General features: G+C 73.7%; 10 protein-coding genes. 4 read left to right on the plus strand and 6 right to left on the minus strand.

Annotated elements, in window-relative coordinates; translation table 11 throughout:
* Positions 1-308 precede the first annotated feature (308 nt).
* Positions 309-1,004 carry a bifunctional DNA primase/polymerase gene (locus ACWCYY_RS20850; RefSeq protein WP_345283852.1) on the plus strand — a complete coding sequence of 232 codons (696 nt, stop codon included), beginning with the start codon at positions 309-311 and terminating at the stop codon, positions 1,002-1,004.
* 431 nt (positions 1,005-1,435) lie between these two features.
* On the opposite strand, the gene ACWCYY_RS20855 is transcribed toward ACWCYY_RS20850, so the two are convergent.
* The gene (locus ACWCYY_RS20855; RefSeq protein WP_345283850.1) at positions 1,436-2,128 is read right to left on the minus strand and encodes a metal-dependent transcriptional regulator; all 693 of its coding nucleotides are present in this window, start codon (positions 2,126-2,128) and stop codon (positions 1,436-1,438) included.
* A gap of 219 nt (positions 2,129-2,347) precedes the next feature.
* Between ACWCYY_RS20855 and ACWCYY_RS20860 the strand changes: the two genes are divergently transcribed.
* From ACWCYY_RS20860 to ACWCYY_RS20870, 3 genes are all read left to right on the plus strand, one after another.
* A complete protein-coding gene (locus ACWCYY_RS20860; protein WP_345283848.1) occupies positions 2,348-3,097 on the plus strand; it encodes an SIS domain-containing protein in 750 nt (249 codons plus the stop codon).
* 118 nt (positions 3,098-3,215) lie between these two features.
* Positions 3,216-4,208, plus strand: a complete 993-nt coding sequence (locus ACWCYY_RS20865; protein WP_345283846.1) for a DUF4231 domain-containing protein — start codon at positions 3,216-3,218, stop codon at positions 4,206-4,208.
* Between the two features lie 57 nt (positions 4,209-4,265).
* Entirely contained in the window at positions 4,266-5,135 is an 870-nt protein-coding gene (locus ACWCYY_RS20870; protein WP_345283844.1) for an alpha/beta fold hydrolase, read from the plus strand.
* A 7-nt stretch (positions 5,136-5,142) separates the two neighbouring features.
* Here ACWCYY_RS20870 and ACWCYY_RS20875 read toward each other — a convergent pair whose 3' ends face one another.
* From ACWCYY_RS20875 to ACWCYY_RS20895, 5 genes are all read right to left on the minus strand, one after another.
* Entirely contained in the window at positions 5,143-6,093 is a 951-nt protein-coding gene (locus ACWCYY_RS20875) for a 2-hydroxyacid dehydrogenase (protein WP_449796900.1), read from the minus strand.
* A 164-nt stretch (positions 6,094-6,257) separates the two neighbouring features.
* Positions 6,258-10,274, minus strand: a complete 4,017-nt coding sequence (gene fxsT / locus ACWCYY_RS20880) for an FxSxx-COOH system tetratricopeptide repeat protein (RefSeq protein WP_345283840.1) — start codon at positions 10,272-10,274, stop codon at positions 6,258-6,260.
* Entirely contained in the window at positions 10,271-11,647 is a 1,377-nt protein-coding gene (locus tag ACWCYY_RS20885) for a TIR-like protein FxsC (RefSeq protein ID WP_449796901.1), read from the minus strand. Before ACWCYY_RS20885 ends, fxsT begins: the two co-directional genes overlap by 4 nt.
* Positions 11,648-11,754: 107 nt before the next feature.
* Positions 11,755-12,519: an aminoglycoside N(3)-acetyltransferase gene (locus tag ACWCYY_RS20890; protein ID WP_449796902.1), complete on the minus strand. Its 765-nt coding sequence runs from the start codon at positions 12,517-12,519 to the stop codon at positions 11,755-11,757.
* Positions 12,516-14,885: an FxsB family cyclophane-forming radical SAM/SPASM peptide maturase gene (locus ACWCYY_RS20895; RefSeq protein WP_345283834.1), complete on the minus strand. Its 2,370-nt coding sequence runs from the start codon at positions 14,883-14,885 to the stop codon at positions 12,516-12,518. Before ACWCYY_RS20895 ends, ACWCYY_RS20890 begins: the two co-directional genes overlap by 4 nt.
* Positions 14,886-14,898 lie beyond the last annotated feature (13 nt).

A 14,898-nucleotide genomic window follows, 5' to 3' on the forward strand; every position in this document is an offset into this window, starting at 1 on the left:
TGCCGACCGGTTAAGGCATCTGAGTGCAGGTTAGCGATCAGCAACGCCAGCGGGATACCCACGGTGACTGGCCCGACCCCCACGCGCCCTGCCAAATGCCCCTGTGCGCCCCCTGTTGCGCCGTCAGGAGCCTGTTCCACCTCTACCCCGCCCCGAACGCCCGGAACCCAAGCGGCAGTTGCGTTCCGGCGCGGACTCCGCCGTGCGCCGGTCCCGGCGCGTCACCGGTTGGGGTGACATCGGGGCCGGAGCGAAACCGGGCCCGGCACAGCCCGTAACCCCACTCACGGACGGTAGTTGAGCAGCACGTGGAAGAGACCCCTCAAACGCCCAGGTCGGGCCTGCCCCCGCTGCTCATCGAGGCCGTCAGCTACGTCGAGGACCGGCACTGGGAGGTGGCGCAGGGCTGCTGGCTGATCGAGGGCGACGGCCCGGCGCGCTGCTCCTGCGGCGACCCGCGCTGCGAGCTGCCCGGCGCCCACCCGACCGGCCCGGAGTGGCGGCGCAAGGCCAGCGCGGGCCCCGGGATCGTCCGCAAGTGGTGGACGGAGAACCCGGAGGGCTCGATCCTGCTGCCCACGGGCAGGTTCTTCGACGTGCTGGACGTGCCGGAGATGGCGGGCTGCCTGGCGCTGGCCCGGATGGAGCGGCTCAGCCTCCAGCTCGGTCCGGTGGTCTCCACCCCGGCCACCACCGGCACCACCGGGCGGCGGCTGCTCTTCCTGGTGCTGCCCGGCGTGGTCGCCAAGCTGCCCGACATGCTCCGCCGGCTGGGCTGGGGCCCGGGGCGGCTGGACATGGTGGCGCGCGGCGAGGGCGACTGGATCGTCGGCCCGTCCTCCCGGGTCGGCCTGTTCAGCTCGGCCCGCTGGGCCCGGCCGCCGTCCGAGATGAACCGCTGGCTGCCGGACGCCCAGGACCTGATCAGTCCGCTGGCGTACGCCTGCGGCCGGGAGGCGGCCCCCCTGCGGCCGCAGGGCGCCCCGGCCACCGCTGGCCGCTGACGGTCCGTCGGCCCGGCGCCGCTCGAACTGCCGTCCCGCACCCATCTGGTGGGGGGCGCGCACCGCGCGGGACCACCGCGCACCGCTGACGGGCTCCGTCCCCCACCGGGGGCGGGGCCCGTCACGCGTCGGTGCAGGTGGGGAGGCGGACGAGAGAGCGGATAAGACACCGGTCTACCCGGTGATCACCCGGGGAAGCCGCTCGTACGAGTGACGACGCTCAAGGATTGCCGGGATCTGCCGAGGGGAGGAACTCCTCCGAGAGGAACGCCGGAGGGGCGCTCGGACGGGGAAGCCGAGTGTGGCGGATCGGGGGGGGCTCTCGAGGGAGGGGCCGGGGGACCGGAGGGGAAGCGGGGGGCAGAGGGCCCGGTGCGAAGGGGACGCACCGGGCTCACGAGCTTCCCGGGCCGGCCGGCCCGCCGCCGGGATCAGGCCTCGGCGACGAAGAGGTGGGCGGTGATGTCCTTGGGGAGCTCGGCCGCGTCCTCCCCCGTGCCGACCAGCAGGCCGCCGACGCCGGCCGAGACCCTGACCGTGCTGCCCGGGCGGATGCCGGCCCGGCGCAGGGTGAGCATCAGGCCCTCGTCGTTCTGGATCGGCTCGCCGATCCGGCGGACCACCACATCCACACCGGCCTCACCGGGGCGGACGGCGTCCAGGGCCACCAGCGAGGCGTCGTGGCCCTCGCCCTCGGCCCGGGTGTCGCCGAGCTCGTCCAGACCGGGGATCGGGTTCCCGTACGGGGACTGGGTGGGGTGGCCGAGCATGGCGAGCACCTTGCGCTCGACCGTCTCGCTCATCACGTGCTCCCAGCGACAGGCCTCCTCGTGCACCTGCTCCCACTCCAGGCCGATCACGTCGACCAGCAGGCACTCGGCGATGCGGTGCTTGCGCATCACCCGGACCGCCAGCAGGCGGCCCTCCTCGGTCAGCTCCAGGTGGCGGTCGCCCGCGACCTGGAGCAGGCCGTCGCGCTCCATCCGGCCGACGGTCTGACTGACCGTCGGGCCGCTCTGCTCCAGCCGCTCCGCGATCCGGGCCCGCATCGGGACGATGCCCTCTTCCTCCAGCTCCAGAATGGTGCGGAGGTACATCTCTGTGGTGTCGATCAGCCCAGACATCGCCGCTGGCTCCCGTTCTTCGGTGTCCTCACCGACAATTCTGACGTACCCCGGCGACAACGACGGCCGCCGGACCCCATGTTCCCGGGCCTTTCCGTAACACCTGCGGCGATTTCGTCACTGTTGACAGCCGCCGCCCCCAGGCCGCACCGTGCTCGCCGTAGCTTTCTCCCAAACTGCGGTCTGGACCACGGGCCGCCCCCACGGTACGGAGATCTGATGAGCGACCTGGTCGGGCAGTACTTCGACGCGGCGGTGGAGCACCTGCACCGGATCCGGACGGAGGAGGCGGACGCCATCGACCGGGCCGCCGCACTGCTGGCCGAGGCGGTCGAGGACGGCCGCCGGATCTTCGCCTTCGGGGCCGGGCACTCCTCGCTGGCCGCCCAGGACGTGGTCTACCGGGCCGGCGGCCTGGTGGTGGTCAACCTGCTGAACGTGCCCGGCATGACCGGGGTGAACGTGATGCCGGCCAACCTGGGCAGCGCCCTGGAGCGGGTGTCCGGCCTGGCCACCACCACCCTGGACCTCACCCCGGCCCGCTCGGGGGACCTGCTCTTCGTGATCTCGCTCTCCGGCCGCCAGGTGATGCCGGTGGAGCTGGCCCAGCACGCCCGGGCCCGCGGCCTCTCGGTGATCGGCGTGACCTCGCTGGCCTATCCGGCCGAGGTGACCTCCAACCACCCCACCGGCACCTACCTCAAGGACCACTGCGACGTGGTCCTGGACAGCAAGATCGCGGTCGGCGACGGCGAGCTCACCCACCCCGGCGCCGGCACCACCTTCGGCTCCGTCTCCACCATCGTCACCAGCGCGCTGATGCAGTCCGTGGTGGCCTCGGCGGTCGGCAAGCTGGCCGACCGGGGCGTCACTCCCCCGCTCTTCCGCTCCGGGAACGTCGACGGCGGCACCGAGTGGAACGTCAAGGTGATGGCGGACAACGCGGAGCGCATCTACTACAGCTTCTGACCCCCTCGATTCGCCACCTCCCTTGTGATCATCGGGAGTTGAGCCCCCCGACGGGCGTAGCGGGGCTCCGCCCGGGGCAGTAGGTAGAGAGGGGAAGACGCGAGCGACGGGGGTCCGGATGGCGGTGGCCGGTGGCGGGCGGTCGATGGGCTGGGTCCGGGAGGACGAGCTGCTGCCCGAGCTGTTCTGGACGGCGGACTCCTCCTCGCTCCAGGGGCAGCGGCGGGCCGTCTCGCTCTCCCGCTGGGGGCTGGTGCTCCTGGTGGTGGCCGCCTTCGCCGGCTCCGCCGACGGCACCCTGCCGGCCTGGCTGGCGGCGGCCGCCTACCTGTTCACGGTGGCGCTGGCCGCCGTGGCCGGGCGGCAGAACCCGCAGGGGCTCTGGTACGAGGGCCGGGCCGCCGCCGAGTCGGTCAAGACGCTCTCCTGGAAGTACGCGGTGCGGGCCGACGCCTACCAGCCGCCGCCGAAGACCCTGCCCGATGCCGAGCGGCTCTACGACGTCCAACTCGGCGGCATCCTCGGCCAGTTCGGCACCAGCCGGGCGATCCCCCAACTGGCCCGGGTGCAGGCCGAGCTGCAGAGCTGGCGCGGACCGCTGGCCGGCCGGCCGGCCCGGCACCCGCAGATCACCGACAGCATGCGGCAGCTGCGCGAGCAGCCGCTCTCGGTCCGTCGCGAGGTCTACATCAGGGAGCGGGTGAAGACCCAGCGCGAGTGGTACCGGGCCAAGGCCCGCTCCTGCACCAACGCCACCCGCTGGGCCGACCTGCTGGGCGTGGTGCTGCCGCTGGGCGGCCTGGTGCTGGCGGTGCTGCGGGCGCTCGGCGAGTTCAGCTTCGACGCGCTCGGCGCGGTCTCCGCGGTGGCCGCCTCGGTGGCCGCCTGGGCCCAGCTGCGCCAGTACCGGCCGCAGGCCGCCGCCTACTCCATCGCCGCCTCCGAACTCGCGGTGATCGAGGCCCAGTTGAGCCAGCTCCCGCTGGACACCCCGGACGCCGAGGAGACCTGGGCCCGGCTGGCCCGGGACGCCGAGGACGCGATCTCCCGGGAGCACACCACCTGGCAGGCCCGCCGCGAGGTGCGCACCACCGACCCGTTGGGGATGTGACACCGGCGGGCGCCCACCACCGGACGCCCGAGGGCGTCCCCGACCCCGAGGAGCCCGATGGCGTCGTCACAGCTGGTGCAGGTGGGGGACGGTCGCACACTGGCGGTGGAGACCTGGGGCGACCCGGACGGCAGACCCGTCTTCCTGCTGCACGGCACCCCCGGCAGCCGGGTCGGCCCCAGCCCGCGCAGCTCGGTGCTGTACCGGCTCGGCGTCCACCTGATCTCCTTCGACCGGCCCGGCTACGGCGAGTCCACCCGGCTGCCCGGCCGCAAGGTCGCCTCGGCGGCGGCCGACGTGGAGGCGATCGCCGACGCGCTGGGGATCGACGGCTTCGCGGTGCTCGGCCGCTCCGGCGGCGGGCCGCACGCGCTGGCCTGCGCGGCGCTGCTGGCCGGACGGGTGCGGCGGGCCGCGGTGCTGGTCAGCCTGGCCCCGCGGAACGCGGACGGCCTGGACTGGTACGCCGGGATGACCGCCTCCAACGAGCGCGCCTACCACGAGGCCGAGCTCGGCCCGCACCGCTTCGCCGCCTCCTTCCAGGCCAAGTCCCGCCGGATGAAGGCCGACCCGGCCGCCGTGATCGACGGCCTGGTGCCCGAACTCCCGCTCACCGACCGGGTGGTGGTGACCGATTCGGGCATCCGGCGCCGCCTGCTCTCCACCTACGCGGCCGCCTTCCACTACAGCGCGGACGGCTGGATCGACGACGCCCTGGCCTTCACCACCGACTGGGGCTTCAAGGTCGAGGACATCACGGTGCCGGTCCGCCTGTGGCACGGCGCGGACGACCAGTTCTCCCCGGTGGAGCACTCCCGCTGGCTGGCCGAGCACATCCCCGGCGCCGAGCTCTACCTGGAGCCCGGCGCCGCCCACTTCGGCGCGCTGGCGGTGCTGACCGAGGCGTTGCGGTGGGCGGCGGGCTGAGGCGCCGTCAGGCCACCGGAGTGACGGGGGCCTTGCCGTTCAGCACCGCGAGCACGTTGTCGACGGCGAGGTCACCCATGGCGCGGCGGGTCCGGACGGTGGCGCTGCCGAGGTGCGGGGCCAGCACGGCGGTGGGCTGCGCCAGCAGCTCGGCCGGGACGGCCGGCTCGCGCTCGAAGTTGTCCACAGCGGCGGCGGACAGGTGACCGGAGGCGAGCGCGGCGGCGAGGGCGAGCTCGTCGACGATCCCGGCCACCACGCTCACCAGTACCGCGCCGGGCGGGAGTTGGGCGATGCTGGTGGCGTCGAGGAGGTGCCGGGTCGCCTCGGAGAGCGGGCAGGTGACCACCAACACGTCGGAGGTGGCGAGGAGTTCGTCGAGGCCGACCCAGCGGGCGCCGTGCTCCTGCTCCGCCGGGAGCCGGGAGCGGTTGTGGTACGCCAGCTCCATCCCGAAGCCGACCGCCCGTCGGGCCACCGCCTGGCCGATCCGGCCCATGCCGAGGATGCCCAGGCGGGCGCCGCTGAGCTCGGTGCCGAGCATGAAGGTGGGCGCCCAGGCCCAGGGCTCGCCGGAGCGGATCAGGCGCTCGCCCTCGGCGAGGCGGCGGGTGGCGGCGAGCAGCAGCGCCCAGGTGAAGTCCGCGGTCGCCTCGGTGAGCACACCGGGGGTGTTGGTGACGGTCACCCCACGGGCGGCACAGGCGGCCGTGTCGACGTTGTGGAACCCCACCGCGTGGTTGGCCACCACCCTCAGCCCCGGCCCGGCGGCGTCCAGGAACTCCCCGTCCACCACGTCGTCCAGCGTGGTGACCACGGCCGCCTTGCCCGCGACCGCCGCCAGCAGCTCCGCCCGGGCCATCGGCGTCTCGCTGTCGTGCTGCTCCACCCGGCAGTACGGCGCCAGCCGCTCCACCACACCGTCGACGAGCCGCCGCGTCACCAGTACCTGATCCATGCCGCGAGGCTACCCCTTTGGAAATTGGTCACTCCAGGGGCGCGGGGAACTGCGCGCGGGGGAACGGCAGCACCTGCGACTGGCTGACGGTGCTTCAGCTGCAGGTGAGCCGCCTTCCGACTCGCGCAGTTCCCCGCGCCCCTGCCGGGGCGCAGCCACCTTCGTCAGACGGGCTGGGGTTCGAGGTCGCGGTTGATGCGCTTCCAGCCGCGGCAGGCCACGGTGTTGGGGTGTTCCTCGCCGAAGAGCCTGAGCAGTTCGGTGAGGGCGTGTTCGCGCAGTTCCGCCGCCTGGCCGGGGTTGGACTTGCGGAGGGTGACCGCCAGGTTGGACTCGCAGGCGATGGCGTCGGGGTGGCCGGGGCCGTAGCGGTTCACCAGGCCCGCGTAGGCGGCCCGTTCGAGCTCCTCGGCCTTCGCCGCCTGGCCGGCGTCGCCGTACGCGTTGGCCAGGTTGATCATCGCGTTGAGGGTGTAGTGGTGGTCGGGCCCCAGCACGGACCGCAGGGCGTCCACGGTGTGGCTGCCCCGGCGGATCGCGGCCTCGACGTCACCGCTGCCGCGCAGGTAGATGCCGAGGTTGTTCTCGCAGGCCAGGGTGAAGGGGTGCTCGTCGCCGAACAGGCGCTGGTGGCCCTCGTAGACGGCGGTGGCCAGGTCGCGGGCGGCCTCCTTGTCGCCGGAGGCGCTGTGGTCGGCGGCCAGGTTGAGCGCGCAGGCCAGCGTCTCGGCGGCCTCGGAGCCGTAGCGGTCGAGGTAGCGCTCGTAGGTCTGCATGGTGAGCTGGCGGGCCTCCCGGAGGTGGCCCTCCCGGCGCAGCGATACGGCCAGCGACTTGGCGTTGCGCAGGTTCTCCGGGAGGTCGGGCTGGAGGACGTCGGCCAGTTCCTCCGTCACCTCCCGCAGCAGCTCGATGGAGCCCTTGTAGTCGCCGATCTCGCGCAGGTCGCGGGCCAGGTTGGACTTGCTGGAGAGGGTGTAGGGGTGGCGGGGGCCGAGCACGGCCTGGCGGCGGTCGAAGGTGTCCTGGTCGAGGTCGCGGGCGGCGGAGGAGTCGCCGACCAGGCGGTAGTCGATGGCGAGGTTGTTGGCGGCCGAGAGCGTGCGGGCGTTCTCCTCGCCGAAGAGTTCGCGGAACTGGCCGTAGGTCTCCAGGTCGAGGTCGAGCGCCTCCTGGAAGCGGCCGAGCGCGCGCAGGTCGGCGCCGAGCGAGCCGGCCGTCATCAGGGTGTAGGGGTTGTGCTCGCCGAGCAGCTCCTTCTGCCCGGCCAGGGTGCGCTCGTCGAGCGCCCGGGCGTCGGCGAAGTTGCCCTGGGAGCGGACCACGTTGGCGAGTTGGAAGTTGAGGCTGAGCACCTGGCGGCGCAGGTGCCGGGCCTCGAGTTCGTTGGCCTCGCCGGCCAGCCGGGTGGTCCAGGTGAGGTCGAGCTGTTCGGCCAGGGCGCGGGCGCGGTCCAGGTCGGAGCGCTTCCAGAGGTAGCGGACGCGGTCGATCATCAGCTCGCGGGTCTCGCGCTCGTCGCAGTCCTGGGCCCGGGAGGGGACCAGGTGCGGCCAGATCTTCTCGAAGCGGGGCCAGTTGGCGGGGTTGTCGGTGTCACCGAGCACGGGGCGGGCGCCGACCAGGATGCGGTGCACCTCGTGCATCGCGGCCTCCCGGGCGGGGTCGTCCATCTCGGAGCGGACCACCGCCTGCACCAGCCGGTGCACCTGGAAGGAGTTGGAGCCGGCGTCCACCTTGGCCAGTGCGTACCGGCCGACCGCCTGGATCACCTTGCCGAGCATGAAGGTGTCGCTGAGGTCCTCGTCGTAGCGGACCAGCGAGCGGATCATCTGGTCGCTGTAGAACAGGTCCATGGAGATCGGCTCGGGGGCCATGAAGGCGCACAGCTGGAGGAGGCGCACCGCCGCCGGGGACTGCTCGCGCAGGCGGGCGATGGAGACGTTCCAGGTCGCGCCGACCGGGGTCGGGTAGTCGGCGGGGCGGCCGACGGCGAGGGCCCGGGTGGCCTCCTGGTGGAGCTGGGCGACGTAGGTGTCGACGGGGGTGCGGGTGGTGTCGAGCCAGGCGGCGGCGACCTCGACGGCCAGCGGGAGGTCGCCGACGGCCTCGGCGACCCGGTCGGCGTCGGCCCGGGACAGGCCGCGGGTGCGGCGGGTGAGGTGCTCGATGGACTCGCCGCGGGTGAAGACGTCGACCCCGAGCACGCCGGCCTGGCCGGACCAGGCCTGGTTGCGCGAGGTGACCAGGACGTGGCCGGAGCCGCCGGGGAAGAACCGGCGGATCTCCGACGGTTCGTCGGCGTTGTCGAAGATCAGCAGCCAGCGCGGGGTCGGGGTGCCCTTGCGCAGCGCCTCCCGGGCCGCCTCCGCCGCCTCGTTGACGGAGTCGCCGACCCGCAGGCCGAGCCGGTTGGCGAGCTCGGCCAGCGCGGTGGAGATCAGGTCGGTCTGCTCGGCGTCGATCCACCAGACCAGGTCGTAGTGGGACATGTAGCGGTGGGCGTACTCCATGGCCAGCTGGGTCTTGCCGACGCCGCCGAGGCCGTAGAGGGTCTGCGGGGTGGGCAGCACCACCATCGGACCGCCGACCAGGCTGTCCCGCAGCTCCTCCAGCACCCGCGCCCGGCCGGTGAAGGAGGGGTTGCGCTGGGGCACCGACCAGTAGGCCGGCTTGGTGCCGGGGAAGCGCGGGATCACCACCTCGGGGTCGGCCTCGGTCTCGGCCCGGCCGAGGGCGCGCAGCAGGATGGCGGCGGCCTGGGTCTCGTCGCGGCCGACCAGGTCGATCGGGTTGCGGCCGCTGAACGGGGCGGTGAGGCGGACGTCGCCGACCCGGACCGGGACGATCTGACGGCGGGTGCCGGAGGGGTCGAAGCCGCCCATCGAGTCCCACAGCGCCCGGGCCTGAGGGGCCCTCAGGTAGCCGGCCGAGAGCACCGCGACGGTCCGGGAGGCGGCGTCGATGCCGCGTTCGGTCTCCAGCCGGGAGTCGGCCCCGGCGCCGATGTCCCGGGGCACCACCCGGAAGCCGGCGCTCTCCAGGACGGCGGCGATCCAGTCGGCCCAGATCCGGTCCTCGGGGACGAAGGAGAGGTAGAGGTCGGCGGGCGCGGTCGGGCGGCGCCGGGTGTAGGCGTCCACCCAGTGCAGCCGGACCTCCTCGTCCATCGGCGGCAGCGCGGAGATCCGGCCCCGGGTGAGCACGGTGGTGAGCCGCTCGCAGGCGGCCAGCATCGAGGTGGGGGTGCCGGGCTGGTCGCCGAAGGTGGCCAGGATCTCCTCGTAGGCGTAGAAGGGCCGGTACGGGATCTCCACCGAGCCCCAGTAGTGGGACAGGTCCTCGTCGGCCAGGCCCTCGGGCAGTCCGGCGAAGCGCAGCCGGGCCAGCGCGCGACCGGCGTCCGCCTTCTCCTTCTCGCCCTCGTCGATGCGCATCGGCACCGGCAGGATGCGGATGCCGCGCTCGCGGTAGCGGTCGTTGATGTGCTGGGCGATCTTGGAGGCGCCCTCGATGCTCTGGTCGCTGAGGGTGAAGCAGACCACCAGGTCGTCCGGCATCTGCACGGTGCAGATCTCGGCGATGTCGGAGAGGCCGGTGCGGCTGTCGATCAGCACGTAGTCGTAGCGGCGGCTCATGTCGCGCTTGAGGGCGTCGAAGAACTGGCCGCCGTCGAAGCGGTCGTAGAAGAGGTCCCAGTCGAGCCGGCCGACCACCTCGGAGTAGTCCCGGTTCAGCTGCCCGGCGGAGAGGAAGTCCAGGCTGCCGCCGGCCGGGAAGCCCGGCCAGGAGAGCGAGAGCACGTGCGGGTGGACGCGGGCGAAGTCCCGGTGCCAGCCCGGCGGGTGGTCGACCTCGCGCAGGGCCTCCTCCCGGTAGTCGGTGATCAGGTCCATCATCCCGGTGGTGCCGGCCAGGGCGCCCTGGTCAAGGAAGGGGCGGAAGAACTTGGCCAGGCCCGGGGCCTCCAGGTCCCAGTCCACGGTGAGCACCCGGAAGCCGTTGGCGGCCAGGATCCAGGCGGTGTTGGCGAGCGCCATGGTGCGGCCGGTGCCGCCCTTGTAGGAGTAGAACGTCACCACCCGGCCCTGGCGGTCCTCGCCGCCGGCGGGCCGGGCCTCCTCGGCCGGGGCGGCTGCCTGGCCCGGCAGTCGCAGCTTCCTGGTCGGGTTGTCGGTCATCGGTGTCCTCCCCCGAAGCGGCCCGGCTGGGGCCCCTCCTCCTCGTCGTCCGGCGGCTCGTCGTGCGGGTCGTACGAAGGTCTTCCGCGGTCCCTCGGCGGGTCCTGGTCGAAGGCCTCCCTCAGGCGGGGGCGGAAGCGGCCCGAATCCCGTTGCTGCCCGGGCGGGGTGGTCTCCGCGGCGGTGCGGTCCTCGAAGGCGTACTTGGCCCGCATCACCGCGCGCGGCAGGGCCTCCTCGAAGTCGGCCAGCGAGCTCAACTCGCCCGATCCGTCCCGGAAGCTGGGCTTGGACTCCCGGCGCTTGTACCGCAGGGTGCGGGCGCTCAGCTCGGTCAGCGGCCGGTCCTCGGCCACGCAGTCCGGGTCGTCGGCGTTCCAGGGCTCCAGCACGCTGACCCAGGGCGGGTTGCGCTGGTCGAAGCGGGCCACCGCCTGCCGGCGCTCGTCGTCCTTGAGCGCCCAGCGGTCCAGCAGCACCAGGCCGGGCGCGTTGGGCGGGGCGCCGGCGAGCAGCTCGGCCTCGTCCTCCTCGAACTCGTGCACGGTCGGCTCGAAGCCCAACTGCCGTGCCACCCTGGCCGCGTGCTCGGCCACCGGCCGGGCGGAGGCCGGCTGGTACGGGTGCCAGTCCTGCCGCCGGGTTCCGTAGTAGTCCGGATTGCGACCCTCGGGGAGCTCGGACTGCGCGTACGAGTAGACCGAGATCCGCAGCTGCTTGGTGCGCGGCATCGGGAAGGCGCTCGGCTGGGCGTTGAAGTCCAGCGCGCGGCCGGGCGGGATGACGGTGTTCTCGGCCACCTCGACGATCCGCCGGGCCAGCCGGAAGACGGCCAGCTCGTAGGCCTTGCGGAAGTAGCCCAGGCGCATCAGCGCGTACAGGCCCTCGTCCTCGTACTCACGGCCGAACCCCCGGTGGTTGAACTGGAGTTGGCGGGCCACCTCGGGGAGCTGACGGTCGCTCATCGGCACCCAGAGCACCGGCACGATGCCACTGGTGCGCTCGGAGGTCTGCCGCGCCGGGAAGACCGGACGCTGGGTGAAGGAGTGCCACTCCTGGCCGCAGGCCAGGCTGGAGAAGTAGCGGGGCGAGTAGAGCGGGACGAACACCCGGCAGGTGGCCAGCTCCTGGGACAGCCGCTTGGCCCAGAGCTGGCCCTGGTGCATGGACTGGTCCATGAAGCCGACCGGGCGGCCGGAGCGGTAGTCGGTCAGGGCCAGGACCGCCTCGCAGAGGTCCTCGTAGAGCTGGCTGACCCACTGGTTCGGGTCGCCGGCGCCCTTGGTCCTGGCCCGCGGTACGTGGGCGTAGCTCAGGAAGAAGTACGGCCGCTCCGCTCCCTCGTCCCACCCACCAGATTCCTCGTCGTACACACGCGCCTCCCCCGAGACATCCGGTGTGTTCTCTCTCCCAGGTGTGCCGTTCCCCCACAGAGGGCCTTCAGTGTAGGAAGGGCTGGTTCTCCAATGGAATAGGGCCGTCAGCCGCGCAGGTGCCGGTCGGCCACCGCCACGCCGTCCGCGACGTCCATCAGGAAGCAGTCCGCCTCGCCCAGCGGGCCCGTGACCAGGCTCGGCATCCGCTCCAACGCGCCGGTCATGCCGGGGAAGTGTTCGTCCCTCAGGTGCACCGCCTCGAAGGAGGTCCAGTTCCCGTCCGGCAGCACGCAGCCGTAGGTCTGCATCGGGGGGTCGGGCTGGAGGTACTCGGCCAGGTGCAGCGCGGTGCAGCACCAGACCGGGACGCCGATCAGCAGCGCCCTGGACCGCCAGGCCCGCAGCCGCCCGACCGGCGAGCCCTCGCCCAGGTGGCTGTCGAGCGGGTGACCCTCCGTCAGTTCGACGGCCCGGCGGCCGAGGGCGGCGAAGGAGGTCTGGGGGTGGTGGCTGCGGACGGCGCCCGGGGCCAGCCGGACCACCTCGGAGAAGTGGCCCAGGATGCGGGAGGTGGGGGTGGTGTCGGGGTTGAACGGGGGGCGTGTGCGCCAGTGCTCCCGCTTCTGCTCGTCCGTCATGCCCAGGGTGGGGGCGAGCGCCAGCCGGGAGGTGTTGGAGTTCTCCGGGGTCGCCGTGTAGACCACCAGGGTGCCGCTCTCGCCGAGCACCGCGAGCAGCGCCTTGAGCAGCGCCTCGGGGCCGCCGTCCAGCTCGCCCAGCGAGCGGAGCGAGGACTGCACCAGCAGGGTCTCGCCCTCCTCGACGCCGAGCTCCCGCAGGCCCCGCTCCAGCTCCGCCGCGCCGATCACCCGACGGCCGCCGACCGCTCGGCGGCGGCCCGCTCGGCCGCCCGGCCGGCCTCGACCGCCAGCCAGGGCTCCACGGTGGCCCGCATCCCGTCCGCGAACCGCAGCCCGAGGGCGGTCAGCGAGCCGGAGCCGGCCAGCGTCTCCACCGCCCGGGCGGTGTGCGCGCGCCAGGTGGCCAGCTGCACCCGGGCGTGCTCGGCCGCCGCGCTGGCCAGGCCGTCGTAGGCGCGCACCCGGGTGCCCCAGTACGCCGTCACCGCGAGGTGGGCGTAGGTGCCCTGGAGCAGGCCCTCCAGCGGGCGCGGATCCGGCCGCCAGGGGGCGTGGTAGGTGCGCTCGTCGGCCGGGTCGTACAGCTCGTGGAAGTCCAGCACCGCACCCAGCTTGACGTGCTGGAACTCGTGGGCGAGCAGCAGCGCCAGGGTCGGGGCGGTGGCCGGGCGGGCGATCCCGACCGCGCCGAAGGCCTGCCGGGCGGCCGCGCTGACGTCCCGTCCGTCCGGGCCGGGCCGCAGCGGGGTGACGGTGGACAGCCCGGCCGGCAGGCCCTCGGCGTACTCCGGCAGGTCCCGCCGGAGCAGCTCCCAGGCCTCCCGCAGGGCGCCCGTCCAGCCCAGCAGTTCGTCCTCGGGCAGCCGCCCGGCCACCGGCCACTGGTGGGCGTCCCGCTGCGGGTCGGTGTCCTCCAGGGCGAGCGTCGGGCCGCCGGGCAGCTCCACCCGGCGCACCGGCTGCCAGGCCGCGCTCCCCGGCGCGTCCCAGCCGACCGTCACCCCGCGCACCGCGAAGCCGTCGGCGGTGCCCTGCAGCACCGCCTCGCCGCCTCCGCCGACCAGGACCCGGCCGAGGGTGGGCAGGTGCACCGCCCCGTCCCGGACCGGCACCGGGAGTGCGAACTCCCGCCCGGCCCGCAGCGCGGCCGCCGCCGCCAGCTCGGCGAAGCCGCCGAGGTCGCCGCCGGGCTCGCGCTCCAGGCAGCGCACCGCCCAGGACCGGGCGTACGGGTGGGCCAGCACCGCGTCCAGCGCCCGAGGCGCGTCGGTGTCCAACTCGGCCAGCAGCGCCCAGGGTTCGGGAGCGCCGGCCGAGAGGGCGGCCAGCAGCCTCCTGGTCAGCCCGAGTTGGGCGGCGGCCAGCGCGCGGACGGTGCCGGCGCCGCCCAGGCCGTGCGCCAGCTCGTCCAACTGAGCCTCGGTCAGCGGCCGTTCGGCCGAGCCGGGCTGGGCCGGGACGGCGGCCACGGGGGTGATCCGGTCCCGGATGGTGGTGATCAGCTTCATCAAGTCCCCGCAGAAGACGGAGGGGTTGTCGAATCCGCGGCCGCTCCGGTAGCGGTGGGCGTACAGGCCCCCGCCGCAGGAGCGGACCACGGGGCAGGCCCGGCACTGCTCGCTCAGCCCGGCCAGGCCCGACTGGCGCTCCCGCATGCCCGGGTGGTCGGCCACCTGGTCCAGGGTGTGCGCGAAGACGTCGAAGCCGGTCTCGGGCGCACCGTCGAAGGCGGTCTTCAGGCTGTCGGCCTGCTCCAGGGTGCCGTCGGTCTCCACCACCACCAGGTCGGCCGGGTCCAGGCCGAGCGACTCGGTCAGGCTGGAGCGCCCGCGCAGGGTGCGGTACACCGAGTCGAAGACCCGCACCGGCACCGGGCGGCCGTGCGCCGTCCAGCGCTCGTGCACGGCCAGCAGCCAGTCCGCGTAGGGGGTCGGCCCGAGCGCCTCCGGGCGCTTGGGCGGCTCGTCGTGGGTGGCGTGCGGGAGCAGGAAGTCGATCCGGGGCGGGGCGAGGGCGACCAGCGCGTCGTAGACGGCGACGGGGTCGTTCTCCACGTCGACGGTGCAGAGCAGCCCGGCGTACAGGTGGCGGAAGGCGGGGCGGCGGAGCAGCTCGACGGCGGCCAGCACCTTGGCGTGGCTGGAGCGGCCGTCGGCGTAGCGGCGGTGGCGGTCGTTGGCGGCCCGGTCCCCGTCGAGGGAGACGCCGACCTTGATGCCGAGCTCGTCGAAGAGTTCGCAGAACTCCTCGGTCAGCCGGACGCCGTTGGTGTGGATGCGCAGGTCCAGCGCGCAGCCCTCGGGGAGCGCGGCGGCCAGCAGTTCGGCCGCCCGGCGCAGCACGGCGGGGCCCGCGAGCAGCGGCTCCCCGCCGTGCAGCACGACGTGGACGGCCGTCAGCCGGTGGGCCAGGGCGTGCTCCCCGATCCTGGCCGCCGCAGCTGCCAGCACGGGCTCCGAGACGGTGCGCGGCTTGCCACGCCAACTGGTGTCGGCGTGCTCGTACACGTAGCAGTGGTCACAGGCCAGGTCGCAGCGGCTGTGCACCTTGAGGACGAACTGCGTGAACGGGACCTGCGGCGGGGCGGGGGGCATGACCGGGCTTCGA

It is taken from the genome of Kitasatospora sp. NPDC001664 (assembly GCF_053596675.1).

Excerpts from the sequence above, each read along its gene's own strand:
- ACWCYY_RS20855 (WP_345283850.1), bottom strand. The coding sequence starts at position 2,128 with ATGTCTGGGCTGATCGACACCACAGAGATGTACCTCCGCACCATTCTG.
- ACWCYY_RS20860 (WP_345283848.1), top strand. The coding sequence starts at position 2,348 with ATGAGCGACCTGGTCGGGCAGTACTTCGACGCGGCGGTGGAGCACCTG.
- ACWCYY_RS20865 (WP_345283846.1), top strand. The coding sequence starts at position 3,216 with ATGGCGGTGGCCGGTGGCGGGCGGTCGATGGGCTGGGTCCGGGAGGAC.
- ACWCYY_RS20870 (WP_345283844.1), top strand. The coding sequence starts at position 4,266 with ATGGCGTCGTCACAGCTGGTGCAGGTGGGGGACGGTCGCACACTGGCG.
- ACWCYY_RS20875 (WP_449796900.1), bottom strand. The coding sequence starts at position 6,093 with ATGGATCAGGTACTGGTGACGCGGCGGCTCGTCGACGGTGTGGTGGAG.
- fxsT (WP_345283840.1), bottom strand. The coding sequence starts at position 10,274 with ATGACCGACAACCCGACCAGGAAGCTGCGACTGCCGGGCCAGGCAGCC.
- ACWCYY_RS20895 (WP_345283834.1), bottom strand. The coding sequence starts at position 14,885 with ATGCCCCCCGCCCCGCCGCAGGTCCCGTTCACGCAGTTCGTCCTCAAG.